Source organism: Acinetobacter sp. UNC436CL71CviS28 (assembly GCF_000620525.1).
GTDB classification, from domain to species: domain Bacteria; phylum Pseudomonadota; class Gammaproteobacteria; order Pseudomonadales; family Moraxellaceae; genus Acinetobacter; species Acinetobacter radioresistens.
On record NZ_JIBB01000003.1, the window covers coordinates 106,287 to 126,920 of the forward strand.

Annotated in this window: 18 protein-coding genes; 7 read left to right on the forward strand and 11 right to left on the reverse strand. The window is 40.8% G+C overall.

Annotated elements, in window-relative coordinates; translation table 11 throughout:
- Nucleotides 1-195: 195 nt before the first annotated feature.
- Nucleotides 196-1,140, forward strand: coding sequence for a hypothetical protein (locus N518_RS0102635; protein WP_005027091.1), 945 nt, complete (start codon nucleotides 196-198; stop codon nucleotides 1,138-1,140).
- 38 nt (nucleotides 1,141-1,178) lie between these two features.
- Nucleotides 1,179-1,328: a hypothetical protein gene (locus N518_RS17170; RefSeq protein WP_005027092.1), complete on the forward strand. Its 150-nt coding sequence runs from the start codon at nucleotides 1,179-1,181 to the stop codon at nucleotides 1,326-1,328.
- A 67-nt stretch (nucleotides 1,329-1,395) separates the two neighbouring features.
- Here the strand turns inward: N518_RS17170 and serC are convergent, their stop codons facing one another.
- Nucleotides 1,396-2,475 carry a 3-phosphoserine/phosphohydroxythreonine transaminase gene (gene serC / locus N518_RS0102645; protein ID WP_005027094.1) on the reverse strand — a complete coding sequence of 360 codons (1,080 nt, stop codon included), beginning with the start codon at nucleotides 2,473-2,475 and terminating at the stop codon, nucleotides 1,396-1,398.
- 445 nt (nucleotides 2,476-2,920) lie between these two features.
- Here serC and N518_RS0102650 point away from each other — a divergent pair, with 445 nt between their 5' ends.
- Genes N518_RS0102650 through N518_RS0102665 form a run of 4 tightly spaced genes read left to right on the forward strand, consistent with a single transcriptional unit; the run spans nucleotide 2,921 to nucleotide 7,793 of the window.
- Complete coding sequence (locus N518_RS0102650) at nucleotides 2,921-4,429, forward strand: TolC family protein (protein ID WP_005027096.1); 1,509 nt, start codon at nucleotides 2,921-2,923, stop codon at nucleotides 4,427-4,429.
- 18 nt (nucleotides 4,430-4,447) lie between these two features.
- Nucleotides 4,448-5,578 carry an HlyD family secretion protein gene (locus N518_RS0102655; RefSeq protein ID WP_005027098.1) on the forward strand — a complete coding sequence of 377 codons (1,131 nt, stop codon included), beginning with the start codon at nucleotides 4,448-4,450 and terminating at the stop codon, nucleotides 5,576-5,578.
- Complete coding sequence (locus N518_RS0102660) at nucleotides 5,578-6,708, forward strand: ABC transporter permease (protein ID WP_005027099.1); 1,131 nt, start codon at nucleotides 5,578-5,580, stop codon at nucleotides 6,706-6,708. Before N518_RS0102655 ends, N518_RS0102660 begins: the two co-directional genes overlap by 1 nt.
- Nucleotides 6,705-7,793, forward strand: coding sequence for an ABC transporter permease (locus N518_RS0102665; protein WP_026443957.1), 1,089 nt, complete (start codon nucleotides 6,705-6,707; stop codon nucleotides 7,791-7,793). The genes N518_RS0102660 and N518_RS0102665 overlap by 4 nt, the downstream gene beginning before the upstream one ends.
- Nucleotides 7,794-7,840: 47 nt before the next feature.
- On the opposite strand, the gene gyrA is transcribed toward N518_RS0102665, so the two are convergent.
- The 4 genes from gyrA to N518_RS0102685 form a co-directional block, all read right to left on the reverse strand.
- The gene (gene gyrA, locus N518_RS0102670; RefSeq protein ID WP_010699842.1) at nucleotides 7,841-10,798 is read right to left on the reverse strand and encodes a DNA gyrase subunit A; all 2,958 of its coding nucleotides are present in this window, start codon (nucleotides 10,796-10,798) and stop codon (nucleotides 7,841-7,843) included.
- Between the two features lie 374 nt (nucleotides 10,799-11,172).
- Entirely contained in the window at nucleotides 11,173-12,105 is a 933-nt protein-coding gene (locus tag N518_RS0102675; RefSeq protein WP_005027104.1) for an FAD-binding protein, read from the reverse strand.
- An 18-nt stretch (nucleotides 12,106-12,123) separates the two neighbouring features.
- A complete protein-coding gene (locus tag N518_RS0102680) occupies nucleotides 12,124-12,876 on the reverse strand; it encodes an electron transfer flavoprotein subunit beta/FixA family protein (protein ID WP_005027106.1) in 753 nt (250 codons plus the stop codon).
- Between the two features lie 499 nt (nucleotides 12,877-13,375).
- Nucleotides 13,376-13,981 carry a LysE family translocator gene (locus tag N518_RS0102685; protein ID WP_005027109.1) on the reverse strand — a complete coding sequence of 202 codons (606 nt, stop codon included), beginning with the start codon at nucleotides 13,979-13,981 and terminating at the stop codon, nucleotides 13,376-13,378.
- Nucleotides 13,982-14,096: 115 nt separating this feature from the next.
- On the opposite strand from N518_RS0102685, the gene N518_RS0102690 reads away from it, so the two are divergent.
- Complete coding sequence (locus N518_RS0102690; protein WP_005019243.1) at nucleotides 14,097-14,591, forward strand: Lrp/AsnC family transcriptional regulator; 495 nt, start codon at nucleotides 14,097-14,099, stop codon at nucleotides 14,589-14,591.
- Nucleotides 14,592-14,915: 324 nt separating this feature from the next.
- Here N518_RS0102690 and N518_RS0102695 read toward each other — a convergent pair whose 3' ends face one another.
- The 6 genes from N518_RS0102695 to N518_RS0102720 form a co-directional block, all read right to left on the reverse strand.
- Nucleotides 14,916-15,287 (reverse strand): hypothetical protein, encoded by a 372-nt coding sequence (locus N518_RS0102695; RefSeq protein WP_005027111.1) that lies wholly within the window; start codon nucleotides 15,285-15,287, stop codon nucleotides 14,916-14,918.
- 178 nt (nucleotides 15,288-15,465) lie between these two features.
- Complete coding sequence (gene xerA / locus N518_RS0102700; protein WP_169332038.1) at nucleotides 15,466-16,356, reverse strand: site-specific tyrosine recombinase/integron integrase; 891 nt, start codon at nucleotides 16,354-16,356, stop codon at nucleotides 15,466-15,468.
- Nucleotides 16,357-16,436: 80 nt separating this feature from the next.
- Nucleotides 16,437-17,282 (reverse strand): diaminopimelate epimerase, encoded by an 846-nt coding sequence (dapF, locus tag N518_RS0102705; protein WP_026443958.1) that lies wholly within the window; start codon nucleotides 17,280-17,282, stop codon nucleotides 16,437-16,439.
- A 9-nt stretch (nucleotides 17,283-17,291) separates the two neighbouring features.
- Nucleotides 17,292-18,542, reverse strand: a complete 1,251-nt coding sequence (lysA, locus tag N518_RS0102710; RefSeq protein WP_026443959.1) for a diaminopimelate decarboxylase — start codon at nucleotides 18,540-18,542, stop codon at nucleotides 17,292-17,294.
- A 23-nt stretch (nucleotides 18,543-18,565) separates the two neighbouring features.
- The gene (gene lptM / locus N518_RS0102715; protein WP_005027117.1) at nucleotides 18,566-18,817 is read right to left on the reverse strand and encodes an LPS translocon maturation chaperone LptM; all 252 of its coding nucleotides are present in this window, start codon (nucleotides 18,815-18,817) and stop codon (nucleotides 18,566-18,568) included.
- Between the two features lie 137 nt (nucleotides 18,818-18,954).
- Nucleotides 18,955-20,358, reverse strand: coding sequence for an amino acid permease (locus N518_RS0102720; protein ID WP_005019232.1), 1,404 nt, complete (start codon nucleotides 20,356-20,358; stop codon nucleotides 18,955-18,957).
- Nucleotides 20,359-20,634 lie beyond the last annotated feature (276 nt).

A 20,634-nucleotide genomic window follows, 5' to 3' on the forward strand; every position in this document is an offset into this window, starting at 1 on the left:
CACCCTACTGATTGCAAGTCTTTAACAGGCATTAAAACGTACCAGATCTCTGGTCTTTATTTACAGTTTAGTTTCAGATAAATTAGTTTTGCTCCAAATGCTGAATTTAGAAGTAAAAGAGCGTAATGATGGGCTTGAAAAATACAAGTTACCCTCGATTTAATAGATATACTCACGCGATCCCTAATAGTGCATATGAATAATCAGAACAGCCCGGAAATTATCCTGATCAATGATCAGAATTTTGGTAGTCACGTTGAACACTGGAATTTATTAACTGACCAGCCTGAAACTGAAGTCCCTAAATGGTTAGGTATGTCACTTGACTCACCGATGATGCCTATGGGTTTATGTCAGAATGAGCAGGAAATGGATGCCTCTGTCTGGCTGATTCAAGGTCCGGATAAATCACCTGTTCGTCTAGCACAAATTATTGCAGTAGAAAATAATAAGCCAAAAGCACTCAAGACTGCATTTCCTGTATTTGATAGTCCTTATCGCTATAATGCAAAAATAGAGCGTATTATTAGTTGTAAATCAGGTACTCAGGCAGTTCTGCGTCTGCAACTTGGTAATAATCCGAATACTGTAGTGTATGCATTTGACAGTTTATACAGTGTTAATCATCAGTGTTATGAAAAAGGTCAAAGCTATCAGGTTCAGCTTAATGCTTGGGCATATGAACTTGAAGCTGTTTCTGCTCATGAAGAACTGGTAGTCGATGACCCGGCATCGATTCGTCAGCACCGGGCATTAAATGATATTTTACAGCAACATAATGGTGTTGCCCCAGCCAATCTTCAGGAATTGATTGATGCATGGGAACCAAAGTCTGAAGAAGATACTGCGCCTGTAACAGTTGATTTTTCTAAAATGGTAGCCTATCTGTATGGAGAGACAATCGGTCAAGAAGATGAAGCCTGGTTTCAAGGGAATATTGTAGGCAAGACCAGTATGCAGTTTATGGACCAGGATTATACTGTTTATGATGTAACGCTTATTTTAGAAGAAAACACACCAGCTACTCTTATCCGGATCGCGACTCGCAATAAAAAGTACGAAAACTTTAAAATTGGCCAATATATTCGAGGCAATATCTGGATTCAGGCGAATATTTATGCTAAAACTAGCAGCAATTGATAGGATTTAAAAAATAATAGCATTATTTAGGTTCCTTGATGAAAATTATTCCAGAACAGACGACTACACGAATTGTTGAACATAGCGGTCTACGTATTAAAGTTGATATGGGAGCCTTATGTTTCTTTCTTCTCGGTATGTTTATTTCTGCCATTATTATTCATCAACTGGGCATAATCCAATTCTAAAATTTTTATTCATTAATAAAAAACCCTCTAATTTATAGAGGGTTCTTTATTAATTATATGTATCAGTTTAAGCATTGCGTTTGGCAAAGTCATCCATAAAATCAACTAGTGCCTGAACACCCTCTAATGGTACAGCATTATAAATGCTTGCACGCATACCACCTACTGAACGGTGACCGGCCAGATTTAATAGATGGTTTTCTTCAGCTTCTTTCAAGAAAAGTTTTTCCAGTTCCGGATTTGCCAGAGTAAACGGAACATTCATGAGTGAACGATTTGCTTCTGCAATTGGATTCGCATAAAAATCACTGGCATCAATATAACCATACAGCAGTTTAGCTTTTTCCAGATTAATTTTATGAATTGCTTCTACACCGCCCTGCTCCAGCAGCCACTCAAATACCAATCCAGATAAATACCAGGCATAGGTTGAAGGTGTATTTACCATAGAGCCGTCTTTAGCTTGCGCTGAATACTTCAAAAGACTTGGAATTTCAGGTTTAGCCTGATCGAGCAGGTCATCACGTATAATAACCAGAGTCAGACCAGCAGGACCAATATTCTTCTGTGCACCCGCATAGATCAGTCCAAATTTGGAAACGTCCAGCGGCGCAGATAAAATACTTGAAGAAAAATCAGAAACCAGTGGCGCATCTACCTCAGGAACACTTGCAAACTGTAATCCACCAATAGTTTCATTATCTGCATAATGCACATAAGCTGCATCTTTAGATAGGTTCCAGTGAGCCTGTTCACTAATCGCCAGTTTGCCATTCACCGTTGTGCCAGCTTGTATTACATTAATATCGCCATAACGCTGTGCTTCTTTATAGGCTTTTTCAGACCAGATACCTGTAGAAATATAGTCGGCCTTATTATTTTTACCCAGTAGATTTAGCGGAATAGCAGAAAACTGTAGGGAGGCACCACCTTGTAAAAATAAAACTTTATAGTTTTGAGGAATGTTCATGAGTTTACGCAGGTCTGCTTCTGCCTTTTCGGCAACAGCGACATAATCTTTACTTCGATGGCTCATCTCCATGATGGAAACGCCTTTACCCTGCCAATTCAACAGTTCCTGTTGAGCTTTTTCTAAAACAGCAGTAGGTAATGCAGCAGGACCAGCACAGAAATTATACGCGCGCATGATTTTTCCCTTCAAGAAATTAAAAAAATAAAATCAAGGCATTTAATCACATATTGGCAAATGATGCAGTAAATTCTCGAACCGATATTTCAATACTTACTTAAAGATAGAACAGTTTATTCAATAAAAATAGGATGTTAGTTTAATTAGGAACTTATATAATAATTCAACCTTTCTAAAGTTTATTTAAAAAATCATAGAGAACTATTTATCAATACATTTGTAGATTAAATACTAAAAAGATTATTTGCTTTTAGCCCAATTCTCTGCAATTTTATATAATATTAAAATAAGATTTACCTGTTAAATTTTATTTTAAACTATAATATAAAGGATAAAGACAAACTTTAGTCTTAAAAGACAACTTCAACAGAAACAATGTAGTAATAGAAATATTGATATAAAAGATTAAACTACCTAGAAATTTTGAAAAGCTGTTTAATATATGCAGATTTTAAGAAAATTAATATTCAGATCTTCTGATTTAAAACTAGTTCCTCACTATTTTTATAAAATAGGTTTTATTACAACTTTCCTATTATATACAGGAACTGGCTTTGCACAGACGTTTAGTTATGAACAAGCTGAACAATATATCCTTCAAAACTCTTATAGTTCACAGGCAAGCATGGCTTTGCAGCAGGCTTCACAGTTAGAAGCTGAAGCCACTAAAGGTTTAGGCTTACCCCGCATTGATTTAAATGTACGGGCCTATACCTTTCATAATGAAATTGATCTTCCCCTCAAATCTGTAAAAAATAACCTTGAACAAACTCTTTCACAGGGTGTGAATGAGCGTATCGACCAATGGCAAGGAGAAAATGGTTTACCTACAGATATTACTGACCCATTGCGTAACGGTATAGGACAAGTTATTCATGGGGGCATTGGCCTTATACCGGATACCGCAAATGTTGTGCTTGAAGATGAAGTGGTACGCCCAACTATATCATTGATGATGCCTTTATATACGGGCGGTCTTACCCAAAGCGCCAAACAAATTGCTAATATTCAGGCACAGCGTAGTCAGCTTGATAGCCGGCAACAACAAGATATACAACGCTTTGAAATCATTCAGGCATATTTTAATACTCAGTTACAGCAAGAATTGAATAGCATTAGCCGTACTAATCGTGATGCAATGCAAAATCATTATAATAATGCCCTCAAGCTGGAACGTGCCGGGTTTATCAGTAAAGGGCAGCGCATGCAATTTGAAGTTGCCCGCAATAATGCCGAACGTGCCCTGCAAAATAGTCAAGCCAATCTTGAGGCCAGCCGTTTTCAATTACAGAATTTACTTAAGCAGCAAACTGTAGACAGTCTTAATACGCCTTTGTTTATAAATTCACAGCAGTCACCGGTTCTGGCTCAACTTATGGCGACTTATCCTGAACAATCCACTCTCATTCGCAAAATGCAGACTGATACACTATTAGCTGAAGAAAATGTGCGTGCTCAAAATGCTGCAAAAAAACCCAGTATCTTTGCTTTTGGTGAATACAGTTTAGACGAACAGCAAAATTGGATCATAGGTATGGCTGCCCGTTATAATCTGTTTTCGGGTATAGATAAACAGAAAAAAGTGCAAGCAGCGGAACTACAACGTTACGCCGCTGGTCTTGCTACCGAACGCACCAAACAGGAAATCGAGAATATTCTGTTCAAATCTTATAGTGAATTAACCTCTGCGCAAAACAGTCATCGACTGTTACAGCAAAACATGCGTGCTGCTCAAGAAAATCTTCGTATACAGGAATTATCATTTAAAGAAGATATGGGAACAGCCACCCAAGTCATTGATGCCCAAAACAGTTTAAATATTTTAAAAGGTGAAATGGCTTTAAATGCTTATAAATATATTATTTCACTGGCAAGTCTGTTACAGGGTCATGGCTCAATTGAACAGTTTAAAAGCTATATTCATCAACCTGATACAGTCTATATTCGCTAAGGTCGACAGGATATGAGTATGAATGAAGAAAAAAAACTACCTGCACAAAATACTGCATCTTCTCAAGATAATATTCATGAGCCAGCCGAGCCGAGTCAAACTGAGCCAGATTCTGCTGATACCGAACAGAAGCTTGCAACAAGACAACGGCAGCCTCAGCATAAAAGAGCCTGGCTTAAACTTGCAATTATTATATTGGTTATTATTTTACTGGCTACCATTGCATTTGGATTATGGAAAAGTTATCAGCCACAGGATATTGAAATTCAAGGCCGGGTTGAAGCAGAAACAATCTATGTCAGCACCAAGGTCCCTAGCCGTATTGAAGAAATTTATGTACGGGAGGGCCAGAAAGTAAATAAAAACCAGCCACTGGTTCGTCTGTTTAGTCCCGAAGTAGACGCAAAAAAGCAGCAGGCCTTAGCAGCACTGCAGTCTGCTCTTGCTTTACAGTCAACTGCTGAACGTGGCTCTCAAGAAGAAAATATCGCAACCTTATATGCTAACTGGCAAAGTGTTAAAGCTCAGGAGCAGCTGGCTCGAACGACTTATAAGCGTGGTGAAAACCTGTATAAGGAAGGAGTAATTTCAAGGCAGCGTCGTGACGAGTTGTATGCTGCTCAAGTTTCTGCACAGGAGCTGACTGAAGCAGCCTATCAGCAATATGCGCGTGCCAAACGCGGCAGTACTGAACAGCAGCGCTCTTCAGCAGATGCACAGGTCGATATAGCCAAAGCAGCGGTAAGTGAAGCAGAAGCTTTAGAGGCAGAGACCAAATTATACGCACCTGTTAGTGGTACAGTGTCTAAAACTTATGGTAAGCCAAGTGAACTCGTTGCGATTGGCGTGCCTGTAGTCAGCCTGATTCAGGATGACAGTTTATGGGTAAGCCTGAACATCCGTGAAGATCAGTATACACAGATTTATAAAGCCCAAAAACTGGAAGGTTTTATTCCGGCACTTAACCGGCGGGCAACTTTCAATATTGAGAATATTGATGCAGAAGGTGAGTTTGCCACTATTAAAACTACCCGGCAAACTGGTGGTTATGATATTCGCAGTTTTAAAGTACACCTGACACCTGCCCAGCAGATTCCTGATTTAAAAGTTGGCATGAGTGTTCTTTTTAAGATTAAAGAGGACCACTAGTGTTGTATGGAATCTGTCGTGAACTGAAATATCTACTCACTCACCGCTGGGATTTATGTCTGGTCACAGTGGCGCCACTATTTATTATCATTTTATTCAGCAGCATGTTCTATCAGGGTAAGCCTGAGCATTTGCCTATTGCAATTATTGATCAGGATCAGAGCCAGCTCAGCCAAAATATTGATAAATATCTGTCTCATAATAGTGTGCTAGAAATTGCAATTATTTCACCTAATCAAGATGAAGTTGAACGCCTGCTGAACCAGACAAAAATTTGGGGATATGTGATTATTCCGGAAGGCGCAGAGCAGCGCCTGGTTCAGGCACAGGATAGCGGGATTGCAATAGCATTCAACCAGAGTTATTTCAGTATTGGAAATACTATTTCTTCTGCCATGCTGATTGGTACATTAGAAGCAATCGCAGATTTTATGGGCAGAAGCTATCTGGCCAATCAACTGCCCTATCTTGAGGCTCCTACTCCCCATGTAAAGATTTCACCTTTATATAATCCGGGACTGAGCTACGAATTTTATCTGGAACCTTTTATGGTGCCGGCCATTTTACACTTGTTGCTGTGTTGCTGTGTTGCATTTGCAGTCGGCCAAGAACTCAAAAACCGGAGTGTTAAAAGCTGGGTACATCATCAAACGATTTTTAGTGCACTTATTTCTAAAAACATAACCTATGTAATTATTTTTACAGCTTGGACTTGGTTGTGGATGTTTTGGCTTGCTGGTATCCGTGGCTGGTTTATAGCTGGACATTTATGGTTAATTTTACTTGGCCAAATCCTGTTATATAGTGCTTACGCTTTGATTAGCAGTACTGTGGTACTTGCTACGCAAAATCTAGCAAAGTCATTTGGTTTTATTGCAGTTTATGGCGGGTCTTCCTTAAGCTTTGCTGGCGTTACCTTGCCTTTAAATAATGCCCCACTTTTTACAAAATTCTGGGCAAATATTATTCCTTATACCCCTTATGCCAAACTACAGACAGAACAATGGGTAGTCGGTAGCCCGCTTACTGTGTCATGGCTTCCTGCACTGATACTTGCGGTCTATTGTGCCTTCTATGCAGTAATCAGCTATCTGCTTTTGAAAAAATATTTAAAAGGAGCGGCCCTATGAAGCAGTTCCTGTATTTTTATTTAAAAACATTTAAGGATATTGCCAGTAATAGCTCAATTTTAACTACCCTCATTCTTTCTGTGTTTTTCTATAGTTTTTTCTATCCGACTGCTTATAAAGCTCAGACAGCAGAAGCTTTACCCATTGTTATCGTAGATGAAGAACAAAGTCTGGTTACTTCCAGTATTATTACTGAAGTTGCAAAAAGTCCAAACGTCAAAATCCAGGCAATAACCGGAAATTTCGCTGAAGCGAAATTAATGATCCAGAAACAGCAGGCAGATGGAATATTATTGCTGCCGGATCAGCTCTCCAATAGTATACGCCGCGGCGAGGTAGGAGGTATCGGACTATATTTAAGTGCAGCTTATTTTCTAAAAACCAAGCAGATTGGTTTAGGCCTTGCAACTTCTGTCGAAAATGCTATTGCTCAACAGGCTGAAAAATTTGGTGAAATTGCACATTTTTCTCCTGCTGTACCTATACATCAGATTCCTTTATTTAACACTCTCTCTGGCTATGGAAGCTATATTTTTCCAGCGATTGCGCCATTAATTATCCATCAAACTATTGTTCTGGGTTTAAGCATGTTAATTGCAGGCTATCGAGAAAAACTGTGGCGCCCAGTAAAATCCGAAGTATCTGGTCTATTTTTTGCCATTTTAACGATTGGTTGTCTAGGCTGTTTATATCTGTTCGGTTTTACATTCTGGTTTTATGACTATCCGCGTGGTGGTAATTTTTGGGGAATGCTGCTCGGCGTTCCTATTTTTATTAGTAGTGTTATTGGCCTAGCTATATTGGTGGCTTCTTATTTAGACATGCCAGAACGTGCTGGCCATATTATTGTTTTCACTTCAATCCCATTATTTTTACTCTCTGGTACCGCATGGCCGCACGCGGCTATGCCGGAATGGATGCAATGGCTAGGAGTCGCTTTACCCTCTACACAAGGCATTCAGATGTTTATTCAGCTTAACCAGATGGGTGTGCCGACCAGCTTGGTGCTTCCCAAAATGATTTATCTGGCTGCCTTTGCAGCCGTCTGTCTGGTTTGGGGAAATTATCGTTTAAGTTATAAATAATCACCTAATAAAAAGGACGCCGAAGCGTCCTTTTTAACTATCAGGCTTTAATCTTCTTGAGGTTCCTGATGTTCTGTTTCAGTTTTCTCAACTTCCAGTTGCTCAGTACTTTCAACTGTTTCGAAAGCTTCTACTTCATCTTCTTCAACGGCTTCAATAGAAACCACACCAACCAGTGTTTCTCCTTCGCCTAGACGAATCAGACGCACGCCCTGAGCATTACGCCCAGTTTGGGCTACTTCTGCTGCACGCGTACGGACCAGCGTCCCCCCATCAGAAATCAGCATCAGCTCTTTGGTTTCGTCAATTGCAACCGCACCCACCAGTTCACCATTACGTTCAGAGGTCTTAATTGCAATAACCCCTTTACCGCCACGTTTTTTGGTTGGGAAATCATCTACAGGGGTACGTTTGCCATAACCATTTGCAGATGCGCACAGTACTTCTCCAGTTTCTGGTACAACCACCAGTGAAACTATACGGCTGACTACATTTGAATCTGAAGAGTCTTCATCTTCCGAGTCAGTATCAGTATCTTCCGTATCCTCTGCCTGGGCAGCCAGTGCGACACGCATGCCACGCACACCTTTAGCTGAACGGCCCATGGCACGTACATCAGTTTCTGCAAAACGGATAGCCTTACCTTCGTTAGAGAACAGCATAATTTGCTGTTCACCATCAGTAATAGTCACACCAATCAGGGTATCTTCTTCATTGAGTTCAATTGCTCGTAAACCATTCGAGCGCACATTACTGAACTGCTCAAGCTCAACACGTTTTACTGTACCGGAAGCTGTGGCCATAAATACATAATAGTTTTTACGGACACTTTCGGCCTGCTGGGCAAACTCGATAATGATCTCATCATCCAAATCTGTTACAGCCAGCTCTACACATAACTGTTTTAGCTGGGTACGCAGTTCAGCTGAGAGCTCGTCAGCATTATCATCAAGCGTTGCCAATGCTGTCTCAAGTTCTGGCAAATGCACGGAAATGACCGGATTATCCTGAAGTTTTACAGTATTCGTTTTTACAAAGTTTTTAAAGGCTGCCAAGCGTTCAGTAAATTTCTTCGGCGCATCAATGACAGGTAAAATGGCAGTAATGGTCTCATTTGCATCGAGCGGCAACAAGTTAATCATTGGACGACCACGCGAACCACGTGATGCCTGCGGTACTTCAAAAACTCTCAGACGATAAACCTTACCAACATTGGTAAAGCACAGTACGGTGGCATGATTTGAAGTCACAATCAGATGCTGAATGAAATCATCTTCTTTCATTGAGGTAGCTGACTTACCCCGTCCACCACGACGCTGAGCTGCATAATCAGACAATGGCTGAGTCTTGGCATAGCCAGACTGGGAGACCGTCAATACAACCTGTTCCTCAGGTATCAGGTCTTCACGTGAAAAATCGACCCGTGATTCTACAATTTCTGTGCGCCGTGCGTCACCATACTGTTGCAATACTAAAGCCAGCTCTTCTTTAATTACAGCCATTAACAGGTTGAAATCATTTAGAATCGCGGTCAGTTCAGTAATCTGCCCCAGAATTTCTGAATATTCAGCATGTAATTTATCTTGTTCCAAACCGGTTAAACGGTTCAGGCGAAGTTCAAGAATAGCTGCAACCTGTGTTGGAGACAGGCGATAAATGTCGCGATCTAGCCCGAATGGACGACTCGGATCTTCACCTTCAATTTCATCTGGACGAATTGAAACCGAACCTGCTCTTTCAAGCATTGCTCCAACCCCACCTGCGGCCCAATCTGCGGCAAGCAAACGCTCACGTGCTTCTGCCGGATTCGCAGAAGTTTTAATCGCATCGATAATATCGTCGATATTCGCCAATGCGACAGTCAGGCCTTCCAAGATGTGACCACGTTCACGTGCCTTACGTAGCTCATACATGGTACGACGCGTGACCACTTCCTGACGGTGGCGAATAAACGCTGCAATAATATCTTTCAGGTTCATCAGTTTTGGCTGGCCATTGTCCAGACAAACCATGTTAATGCTAAAAGAATTTTCGAGCTGAGTATTTAAAAACAGGTTATTTACGACAACTTCAGCATTTTCGCCACGTTTTAAATCAATCGCGATACGCATACCGTCTTTATCGGATTCATCACGCAGCTCAGAAATACCTTCCAGCTTTTTCTCTTTAACCAGCTCAGCAATACGTTCGATTACTCTTGCCTTGTTAACCTGATAAGGAATCTCGGTAAATACAATGGTGGTACGGCCAGTTTTTTCATCTTCTTCAAAATGATATTTACCACGTATATGCAAGCGCCCCTTACCTGTACGGTAAGCGTCTACAATACCTGACTTACCATAGATAATGCCACCTGTAGGGAAGTCTGGACCAGAGATATACTCCATTAACCCTTCAACACTGATATTGGTATTGTCTGCATAGGCCAGACAGGCATTTACCACCTCAGTCATGTTGTGTGGCGCCATATTGGTCGCCATACCGACTGCAATACCGGCTGCACCATTAATCAACAGGTTAGGAATACGGGTTGGCATGACCTGAGGAATACGCTCAGAACCATCGTAGTTGTCTTCCCAGTCAACGGTATCTTTTTCAAGATCAGCCAGAATCTCATGGGTGAGTTTGCGCATACGTACTTCGGTATAACGCATTGCGGCGGCACTATCGCCATCGACAGAACCGAAGTTACCCTGGCCATCAACCAGTTGATAGCGCAGACTGAAATCCTGCGCCATACGTACGATAGTTTCATAAACGGCAGAATCACCATGCGGGTGATATTTACCGATAACATCACCGACCACACGGGCAGACTTTTTATAAGCTTTATTGTAGTCGTTACCCAGCTCGTGCATAGCATATAGCACACGACGATGAACAGGTTTCAGACCATCTCTCACATCTGGCAAGGCACGCGATACAATCACGCTCATTGCATAATCTAGATACGAGTGCTTGAGTTCATCCTCAATGGCAATCGGGCGGATTTCCGATACGCTCATGCATACTCCTCTTCATACCGGCGGCCTAAAAACCACAGATATTTATATATTAATCTTGCGAAAAATTAGCCTAAAAAAACTTCAGGCCAAAATTAAAAATTAGCGAATGAGTATAGCATAAAACTGCTTGGTTTTGTTTGTTTGAACATCGAGTTCTATTGAGTTATTTCAGCTATTTACTGTTCAAATAAGGAGCGTTTTGCAAGATGGCTTGACGCTATTTTATTTTTTATAGTTGGCTCAAAATTTCCAAGTTAAATTTACTTTATTTTTCATTTTTTTATTAGGCTTAGCAATTCTTGTATTTAATTTAGAGTGCCCTGACTTAAAAATAAAAAACGCCCGAAAACGGACGTTTTTTGATATATAAATGCTTAAAGCTTAGAAACCAACTCAGGAATGACCTGGTTCAAGTCACCTACCAGCCAGTAGTCAGCAATAGCATTGATTGGAGCTTCTTCATCTTTATTGATCGCTACGATCACTTTAGAATCTTTCATACCAGCCAAATGCTGAATCGCTCCAGAGATACCTACAGCGATATAAAGCTCAGGTGCAACGATCTTGCCAGTTTGACCCACCTGCATATCATTTGGTACAAAGCCAGCATCAACTGCGGCACGTGAAGCACCTTGTGCAGCACCAAGCTTGTCAGCGAGCGGATCAAGGATTTTATGATAGTTCTCGCCTGAACCTACACCACGACCACCGGATACCACAATACGTGCACCAGCCAGTTCAGGACGTTCAGATTTGACGATCTCTTCATTTACGAATGACGAAACACCAGCATCTTTCACTTCACCAATCGTTTCAACTGTTGCAGAACCGCCTTCAGCAGCTACTGCATCAAATGCTGTACCACGAACTGTACCTACAATAACATCTTCTGAAGATTCAACAGTCGCGATCGCGTTTCCTGCATAAATCGGGCGACGGAAGGTTTTAGGACCTACCACAGCCACGATATCAGTTACCATGCTGACATCAAGCAGAGCTGCCGCACGTGGTAAAATATTTTTACCGGAAGTTGTAGCAGCAGCAAGAATATGCGAATAGTTCTTGCCAATTTCTGCAATTAAAGCAGCAACATTTTCAGCCAGCTGGTTGGCATAAGCTACATTATCAGCAAGTAAGACTTTACTTACACCAGCAACTTTAGCAGCAGCATCAGCAACTGCCTGAGCACCAGAACCTGCAACCAATACAGTGATATCACCACCGATTTCTTGAGCCGCAGCAACAACATTTAGAGTCGCAGCATTCAGGGTGTTATTGTCGTGCTCAGCGATAACTAAAATACTCATGATTTTTATCCTTCTGTATTAGATCACTTTCGCTTCATTTTTAAGTTTGTTGATCAGTTCATCAACAGACTTCACTTGCACCCCTGCCTGACGTTCAGCCGGAGATTCAACCTTAACAGTTTTCAGCTTAGAAGCTGCTGTTACGCCATAATCTGCTGGAGACTTGGTTTCAAGCGGTTTTTTACGTGCTTTCATAATGTTTGGCAGAGCCGCATAACGAGGTTCATTCAAACGCAAGTCAGTGGTAATAATTGCAGGAAGTGATAGCTCAACAGTTTGCAGACCGCCATCAATTTCACGGGTTACCTGAACCTTGCCACCTTCAACTTTAACTTCTGAAGCAAAGGTACCTTGGCCCGCACCAAGCAGTGCACCCAGCATCTGACCGACCTGATTACTGTCGTCATCAATAGCCTGTTTACCCAAAAGGATAATTTCTGGTTGTTCCTGCTCCACGATCCCTTTTAAAATTTTGGCAACTTCGAGTGCCCCAATTTCATCAGTCGCAGTTTCTACTAAAATTCCGCGATCAGCGCCTAGAGCCATAGCAGAACGAATTTGTTCCTGTGCTTCTTTAGGACCAATAGAAACCACTACGATTTCTGATACTGTTCCTTTTTCTTTTAAGCGAACCGCTTCTTCCACTGCGATTTCACAAAATGGGTTAATTGACATTTTAACGTTAGTAAGGTCTACCCCACTATGGTCCGGCTTAACGCGAACTTTAACGTTGGCATCAACCACACGTTTTACAGCAACAAGAGCCTTCATGTAATCCTCGGCTGTTTTAGCAAAAGTAAATGTTGAGAAAAGCTATGATAACTCTTCAATTAAAATTTTTTAGGTGCCTTATCTTGCAATGGGTATGGCATTTGGGTCAAGTCACAATTACCTTTGGAGACGTAAAAAAGCGTAAAAACCGTGAAATGCAGAGTTCATAAAAAAATGTAACAGGGATCTTAGGGTAATTACTCTACTAGTTAACTGATATTTATATATTTATTTTTATTAAAATTTTATGATTCAAATTCGGGTATTAAAGTCAGAAAACCTGAACCGGTACTGAAGTGATTTAAAGGCTGGTAGCTTAAGTTTTAAAGTATGACTGTACAGATCAAAAATGTCATTTAAGACACAACCAGAACAGCTTATTCAGCTTTTAGCTTACAAGAAACCAGCATTCTGGCCTTAAAACGCTTTAACACAATCAAATTTTCTAATGTACTTTAAATCTAAAAAGCATGCCTAGATAGCATGCTTTTTATATTCATCAGTTCACTAGAAGCCAAGTGGCCGCCATTGCAAGCAATCCACCCGAGGTTCCATCAATCCATTTCTGTTTTTTTGCATCAATGGAAGTTTTTTGTGTAATTTTGGCAAAGACCATACTTAAACTGCAATATACAATAAAAATGAGCCCAATAAAGATAAAGGATAAAATTAAGCCCTGACTTACTGTATTTTGTGTTTTATCAATGAACTGGGGAAGAATAGCAAAATAGATCAGCATTCCTTTTGGGTTCAGTAAAGCCGTAAAGAACCCCTTCCTGACCGAATTTGTATGAGGTATCTCTTCAACTGTCACTTTTTTCTGATTAAACACAGACTTCAGCAAATTAAAAGCCAGATACAACAGATAGGCAATTCCTATATAGCGGATCGTATCAAACAGCAAGGGTGAAGATACAATAATTGCTGCGATTCCTAAAGCAACCAGAACTGAATGAATCAGATAGCCAAAACATATACCAAAAGTTGCCATCATGCCTGCTTTTGCATCTTTACCCATGACTTGTGACAAGATAAACAGCATATCTGGTCCAGGTGTGAAAATCAGGGGAAGCACAGTCAATGCAAAGAGTACAAATACAGACATTTTCTTTTTCCTGTTGAATGTCCTGAATCAGGAAAATAAGTATCTACAAAAAGCTGTAAAATAGGATTTCAAATATTTTATAATAAGAATTAATTTTCGAATAAAATTCTAATTTATGAAACAAGATTCTAAATTAATTCGAATAAAGCTAGATCGCATCGACAGAAATATCATTCAGGCATTACAAAAGAATGCCCGTATCCAAAATAATGATCTGGCCACAGTCATTGGACTATCCCCCTCTTCGTGTTTACGACGAGTCAAACTGCTTGAAGAAGCTGGCATTATTCAGCATTACACTACTGTCGTAGATATGCAGAAAATCGGTTTTCAACTGATTTTATTTTCACGAATCTGGCTGGTTGGGCAGGATGCTGAAACTATCGATACTTTTATTTGTGCAATGAAAGAACTGCCCCAAGTAATGGAGTGCTATATTATTTTGGGTGAATGTGATGCAATGCTTAAAGTTGTAGTACCTGATCTGGAGAGTTACCGAAAATTTCAATCTACACATCTGACTAAAAAGAATGGTATTACAAGCGTAAAAACAGATTTACCTAGTCAAATTATTAAACAAAGTTTTCAGTTGCCTCTTGATGACCTTTGATTTTAGCTCGACTTAGATTCCTGAATGATGGCATATGGCAGTATTTATTTTGCTTCATCTAATGACTGTTCCTTGAAGCAATATTTTCCTCTTACATTATTGAAGGAATTCTGTTTTGTGAGTATATAAATCAGCCACTCTTTCTCTTAAGAGACAATCAGAAACTGCTCTTTTAAATAATTATTTTAGTCAAAATATGGGGCATGTTTTGTATAGGGGTATCCTTAAGTAGCATCCTTGCCCGATGCTCAGTTGGAAGTTTCATTAATAAGCTTAACTACTTTTTTCCTTATAGCTTACTGTTCAAATCCAATGTCTATAATTTCAAGTAATATAATTTTCTAAAAAATCGCGATGTACATGACTCAAAGCAATCAATTCATATTGAGACAGCCCAAATATTCTCCATACTTCTATAAAGTCTTCTTTTAAGTCTATAGGCATTAGAGCATGAGCAGTTTCTTGCCACTTTTGATCTGAAATCCAGAGATAAGTTTGCAAGGTATCAGAATGCATAGCCTGAATTTTACCCTCGACATTGATTCCCTGAACCAGGGTATGAGCAGGCAGCGCCGCTTCAATAGTAGGTAAACTGATTTCTACAAAATGTTTGACCTGACGTAAGCCATACCCAGCAAATATATCTTTCTGTGCCGAACTTAGCTCATCATATTTCTGTTGAATATTGACTATCATTTTAGGTCCCCATTTCTATTAAAATATTCCAGTGATGAGAAGAGAAACCGGTTCATTTTCCTATCTCGATCACTATAAAATTAAGCTGTTTTTATACTTGAAAAATTAAGTTTTGATTATTCTACAATAGTTCTAGTTTTAGGTCAGATGGATTTTAGTTATTCTTTTTAGAAACTATTTATTTAATTTTAACAGCTCTGGGATGGGCCTGATCATAAATTTTAGCCAGATGGTCAAAGTCAATATGGGTATAAATCTGGGTGGTACTCAAATTACTATGGCCCAACATTTCCTGAACTGCTCGAAGGTCACCACTATTAGAGAGCATATGACTTGCAAAACAATGCCGGAGTAAATGTGGATGCAGATCAATATTTACTCCAGCCCGCAGTGCTTGTAACTTGACCCGGTTCTCAATTTGCCGGGGTCCCAGCTGGCCGCCTTTTTGACTGATAAAAACTGCCGAATCTGCATTAAATTGGCCTTGCCAGAGCCGATAGACTTCGAGCCACTTCAGCAGACTCTCATAAGCTTGAGTACCAAATGGTACAATTCGGGTCTTGTTACCTTTACCTGTAATACGCAATAGTCGTCGATTAAAATCGATATCTTTCATACACAGACTTTGTAATTCTGTTAGGCGTAATCCGCTAGAGTAAAGTAGCTCCAGCATGGCTTTGTCACGCAGCCATAAATGCCGGTCCTGAAGTTTTTCAGGCGCCGGCTGGTCCAGAATCTGCTGCACCGTTTCAATATCTACCATGCCGGGCAATGGCCGTGGCTGCCGTTTAAGCTGAAAGTCATCTGCAGGATTAAAACCAAGATATTGACCCTGCTCAGCCCATTTCATGAACTGCCGTATGGCAGATAAATGGCGTTGCAGGCTGCTGGAGCTTAACTGCTCTCGTTCTACCTTTAAAGCCAAGTATTCACGCAAATCTGAAGCTTCAATACTGTTCAGCGGTAACTTCTTAACAGCACAGAAATCCAGAAAATCTTTTACATCACGTGCATAGGCACTTAAAGTATGGGCAGATTGATTCTGGATCTCCCGCTCTTTGAGCCACATAGAAAGCAAGTGTAATGCCTCAGGCTGCATCCTGCCCTCTCTGGGATTGAATAGAACTTTTAATACTATTTAATTCGGTTTTAATTACTTTGAAAATAACGCAAATCCAAACGGCCTTCATAAACATTTGCTGTAGGACCTGTCATCCATACCACATCACCCTCACGCCAGCCAATCTGTAACTTACCGCCTGCCAGCTCGACTTCCACTTCTGGGGCAAGCAGACCACGGCGCATGCCACTTACCGCAGCAGCACAAGCACCTGTACCACAGGCCAGTGTTTCTCCAGAGCCACGTTCAAAAACACGTAAGCGCACCTGTTTTTCATTCAGGATCTGCATGAAGCCGACATTCACACGTTCAGGGAAGCGTACATGTGATTCTACTTGTGGACCAATAGCTGCGACCTCAGCAGTCAGTACATCTGGCACAATAGTTACTGCATGGGGATTCCCCATATTCACCACATCAATTTTAAGCAGTTGGTTGTTGTTCAGCTCTAGTGCATATAAAGGATCAGTTTCTTCTGTTACAAACGGAATGAGCTCTGGAGCAAATTTCGGATAGCCCATATTAACCCGAACCCAGCCGTTTGGCCCCAGTTCCGGCTCGACAATACCGGATTTGGTCTGTACTTTAATTTTGGTTTTCGTGGTTAACTGGCGCTCATGCACAAAACGTGCAAAGCAGCGCACTCCATTACCACACTGCTCTACTTCTGACCCATCTGCATTAAAAATACGGTATTTAAAATCAGCAGTAGGTATGTCTGGTGGCTCAACAATCAGGAGCTGGTCAAAACCGATACCAAAGTGACGATCTGCCAGGCGCTGAATAGTAAGCGTATCGAAATAGGCACGCTGGGTAATCAGGTCCACGACCATAAAATCATTACCCAGCCCATGCATTTTAGTAAATTCCAGCATGTTTTTTACTCACACTTCTGGTAACAGATGTTCACGTTCCCACAGCGACTCAATAGTCTCACGTTCACGCACCAGATATGCCTGATGATTATTTACCATAACTTCTGCTGCCCGTGCTCGTGTATTGTAATTAGAACTCATCACAAAGCCGTAAGCGCCAGCACCCAGAACGGCCAGAAGGTCATTCTCTGCCAGCGCCAGTTTACGCTCTTTCCCTAGAAAATCGCCTGTTTCACAAATAGCACCCACGATATCCCATTCTTTTTCCTGAATATCCTGATGTGGTTCTACTGGTTGTATATCCATCCATGCTTCATAGAGTGCAGGTCGAATCAAATCATTCATTGCAGCATCAATGATAGCAAAATTACGGTAATTGGTTGGCTTGAGTAGATCTACTCTGGTAAGCAGTATACCTGCATTGGCTGAAATACTGCGGCCCGGCTCCATATAAACTTTCAGCCCTAGCTTTTGCAAAGCCGGTTTCAGGGCATTTGCATATTCCTGTACAGTCGGTGGCACTTCATCTTTATAAGTTACGCCCAATCCACCTCCAATATCGATGTGCTTGAGCTGTATCCCCAACCCATTAAGCTGTTCAATCATCAACATGACGCGCTCCAAGGCGTCTACAAACGGTTTGGTTTCAGTCAGCTGTGAGCCAATATGACAGTCAATCCCCACGATATTCAAATTAGGCAGTGAAGCTGCATACTGATAGGTTTCAAATACGCTATCTGAAGGTATACCAAACTTATTTTCTTTTAAGCCCGTTGAGATATAAGGATGAGTTTTTGCATCGACATCCGGATTTACCCGTAGGGAAACAGGCGCCTTCTGACCCAATTTTTCAGCAACTTTCTGAATACGGTCAAGCTCGGCATGAGATTCAACATTAAAACAGGCAATTCCAACATTTAAGGCTTTTTCAATATCTGCTTCAGTTTTTCCAAGACCTGAAAATACTACTTTAGCCGGATCACCGCCAACAGCCAGAACACGAGCCAGCTCACCACCAGTGACAATGTCAAAACCGGCGCCCAGTTTGGCCAACACACCCAGAACCGCAAGATTGGAGTTAGATTTCACGGCAAAACAGATCTGATGATCAATGAAGTCAAATGCACGGTCCATATCTGTATAGTGTTTTTCAAAAGCCTGTTTTGAATAAACATACAAAGGTGTACCAAACTGCTGTGCAAGCTGCTTCAGTGAACATTGCTCTGCATGCAACACCCCATTGATGCGGGTAAAACTCATGAATGTATCCTTATCTGTTCTGCTTATGGTGTAGGTTGAGTAGCTGGTTCAGCATCAGGTGCTGCAAAAGTCTCGCTTACTGGCTCGTCAGATTGCTGGGCTTGATGGGTATCGCTGGGCTTGCTTTGCTCGGGCGCGGTATTTGGATAAAGCAGATATCTTGCACGTTTATCATAATTGGGATCATTGGGTAGCTGTAAAGCCCCTGACTGACCGCAACCGGCAAGTAGAGTCGCCGTAACCAATACACTGATGTAGCAAACGACAAGACGCATCTGGCCACCTATTCGATAATTTCCATAAAGTATACTGTGATCAATATTTTGACCATAGTGTTTCAGGCTATAGAGATTAAAGCGAGATGAAAAAAAACGCCAGTTCTAAACTGACGTTTTTTAACAGTTACTGCAAATTATGATTTCTTGCTTTTAGTAAAGAAGTAGCCAATGGCCAGAATAATCAGCCACAACGGGCTAACCTTGAGCGCCTGGAATGTATCTGCTTCCAAGGACAATACATAAACCATCCCAATAAAGAAAATAATGACCACCCAGCAGGTAAATACTCCACCTGGCAATTTGAAAATTGACTTAGCATGCAATTCCGGACGCTGTTTGCGGTAGTTAATATAACTCCACATAATGATGATCCAGACACAGATGAACAGAATAGTTGACAAGGTTGTTGCCAATGTAAATGCCTGAACTGCGTTTGGAACAAAATACTGTAGAGCAGCTCCCAACAACAGACAGACAGCTGAGAAATACAAGGCATTTGCCGGAATAGCGCGTGATGTCAGTTTACCAAACCAGCGTGGTGCCTGAGCTTCACGGGACAGGCCAAATAGCATCCGGCTGGTTGAAAATACACCACTGTTCATTGATGACATGACCGAAGACAGCACTACGAGGTTCATAATAATTGCAGCTGCTGCTACGCCTGCTTGACTGAACAGGTTTACAAACGGGCTGATATTAGGATCAATCTTATTCCAAGGGGTAACTGACATGACAATCAATAGCGCCAGCACATAGAAAATAATAATCCGTATTGGAATTGAATTAACCGCTTTAGGTAAATTACGCTCCGGGTCTTTAGTTTCAGCAGCTGTTGTACCGACCAGCTCCACGCCAACAAAGGCAAAAATTGCAATCTGGAAGCCTGCCAAGAAACCGCTCATTCCTGTGGGGAATAGACCATCATGTGACCACAAGTTAGTAAAAGAAGCTACTTCACCTGCTGTTGAAGTAAAGCCAGTAAAGATCATCCACAGGCCTACGGCAATCAGTACTACAATGGCAATAATCTTGATCAGGGCAAACCAGAATTCCATCTCGCCAAACAGTTTTACGGTAACCAGATTCAGCCCCATAATAAAGACAATTGACGCAATACTGATCAATACACCCTCTAATGGTGTAAAAGGTAGGCCATTATTAAAGAATTGCAGGTAGTAAATGATTGCGGATAAATCAGCAATCCCTATAGTGATCCAGCATAGCCAGTAAGTCCAGCCAACAAAATAACCTGCCCAAGGACCGATCAGATCAGCAGAAAAATCAATAAATGATTTATAGTGCAGATTAGAAAGTAGCAGTTCTCCTAATGCACGCATCACTAAAAAGACCATTACCCCGATGATCATATAAATGAATAAAATGGATGGTCCTGCCAAACTGATCGTTTTCCCTGATCCCATGAATAAACCGGTACCAATAGCACCGCCAATGGCGATCAGCTGCAGGTGACGGTTCGATAAACTCCGTTTTAGCTCTCCCTCCTCTTCTGGAATAGAGCTATGCATTTGGTTAGACATTTTTGATTTCTTCTTAAAACATTTTGCAACAAACTTAGCTCAAAACTCATCTAAAACAAAAATTATTTTTCACTCGGCAACATTCTTTTGAACATTAATTAACCAAAGAATTGATTTTATTTTTTCATATAGTTTAAATTTCATATAATATTTAATAGTCTTTTTTAAAATTTAATATATTAATTAAATAGTTATATATAAATTATCCTTGTATTTTTATTAAAAAATAACTTTAAATTACTTCGACTAATTATTGTGTTTTTCCTAACATAATGA

Coding starts and splice junctions, on each gene's coding strand:
- N518_RS0102665 (WP_026443957.1), top strand. CDS start 6,705: ATGAAGCAGTTCCTGTATTTTTATTTAAAAACATTTAAGGATATTGCC.
- N518_RS0102680 (WP_005027106.1), bottom strand. CDS start 12,876: ATGAAGGCTCTTGTTGCTGTAAAACGTGTGGTTGATGCCAACGTTAAA.
- N518_RS0102695 (WP_005027111.1), bottom strand. CDS start 15,287: ATGATAGTCAATATTCAACAGAAATATGATGAGCTAAGTTCGGCACAG.
- N518_RS0102720 (WP_005019232.1), bottom strand. CDS start 20,358: ATGTCTAACCAAATGCATAGCTCTATTCCAGAAGAGGAGGGAGAGCTA.
- lysA (WP_026443959.1), bottom strand. CDS start 18,542: ATGAGTTTTACCCGCATCAATGGGGTGTTGCATGCAGAGCAATGTTCA.
- N518_RS0102685 (WP_005027109.1), bottom strand. CDS start 13,981: ATGTCTGTATTTGTACTCTTTGCATTGACTGTGCTTCCCCTGATTTTC.
- N518_RS0102675 (WP_005027104.1), bottom strand. CDS start 12,105: ATGAGTATTTTAGTTATCGCTGAGCACGACAATAACACCCTGAATGCT.
- N518_RS17170 (WP_005027092.1), top strand. CDS start 1,179: ATGAAAATTATTCCAGAACAGACGACTACACGAATTGTTGAACATAGC.
- xerA (WP_169332038.1), bottom strand. CDS start 16,356: ATGTGGCTCAAAGAGCGGGAGATCCAGAATCAATCTGCCCATACTTTA.
- dapF (WP_026443958.1), bottom strand. CDS start 17,282: ATGCTGGAATTTACTAAAATGCATGGGCTGGGTAATGATTTTATGGTC.
- N518_RS0102655 (WP_005027098.1), top strand. CDS start 4,448: ATGAATGAAGAAAAAAAACTACCTGCACAAAATACTGCATCTTCTCAA.
- N518_RS0102635 (WP_005027091.1), top strand. CDS start 196: ATGAATAATCAGAACAGCCCGGAAATTATCCTGATCAATGATCAGAAT.
- N518_RS0102650 (WP_005027096.1), top strand. CDS start 2,921: ATGCAGATTTTAAGAAAATTAATATTCAGATCTTCTGATTTAAAACTA.
- serC (WP_005027094.1), bottom strand. CDS start 2,475: ATGCGCGCGTATAATTTCTGTGCTGGTCCTGCTGCATTACCTACTGCT.
- lptM (WP_005027117.1), bottom strand. CDS start 18,817: ATGCGTCTTGTCGTTTGCTACATCAGTGTATTGGTTACGGCGACTCTA.
- gyrA (WP_010699842.1), bottom strand. CDS start 10,798: ATGAGCGTATCGGAAATCCGCCCGATTGCCATTGAGGATGAACTCAAG.
- N518_RS0102690 (WP_005019243.1), top strand. CDS start 14,097: ATGAAACAAGATTCTAAATTAATTCGAATAAAGCTAGATCGCATCGAC.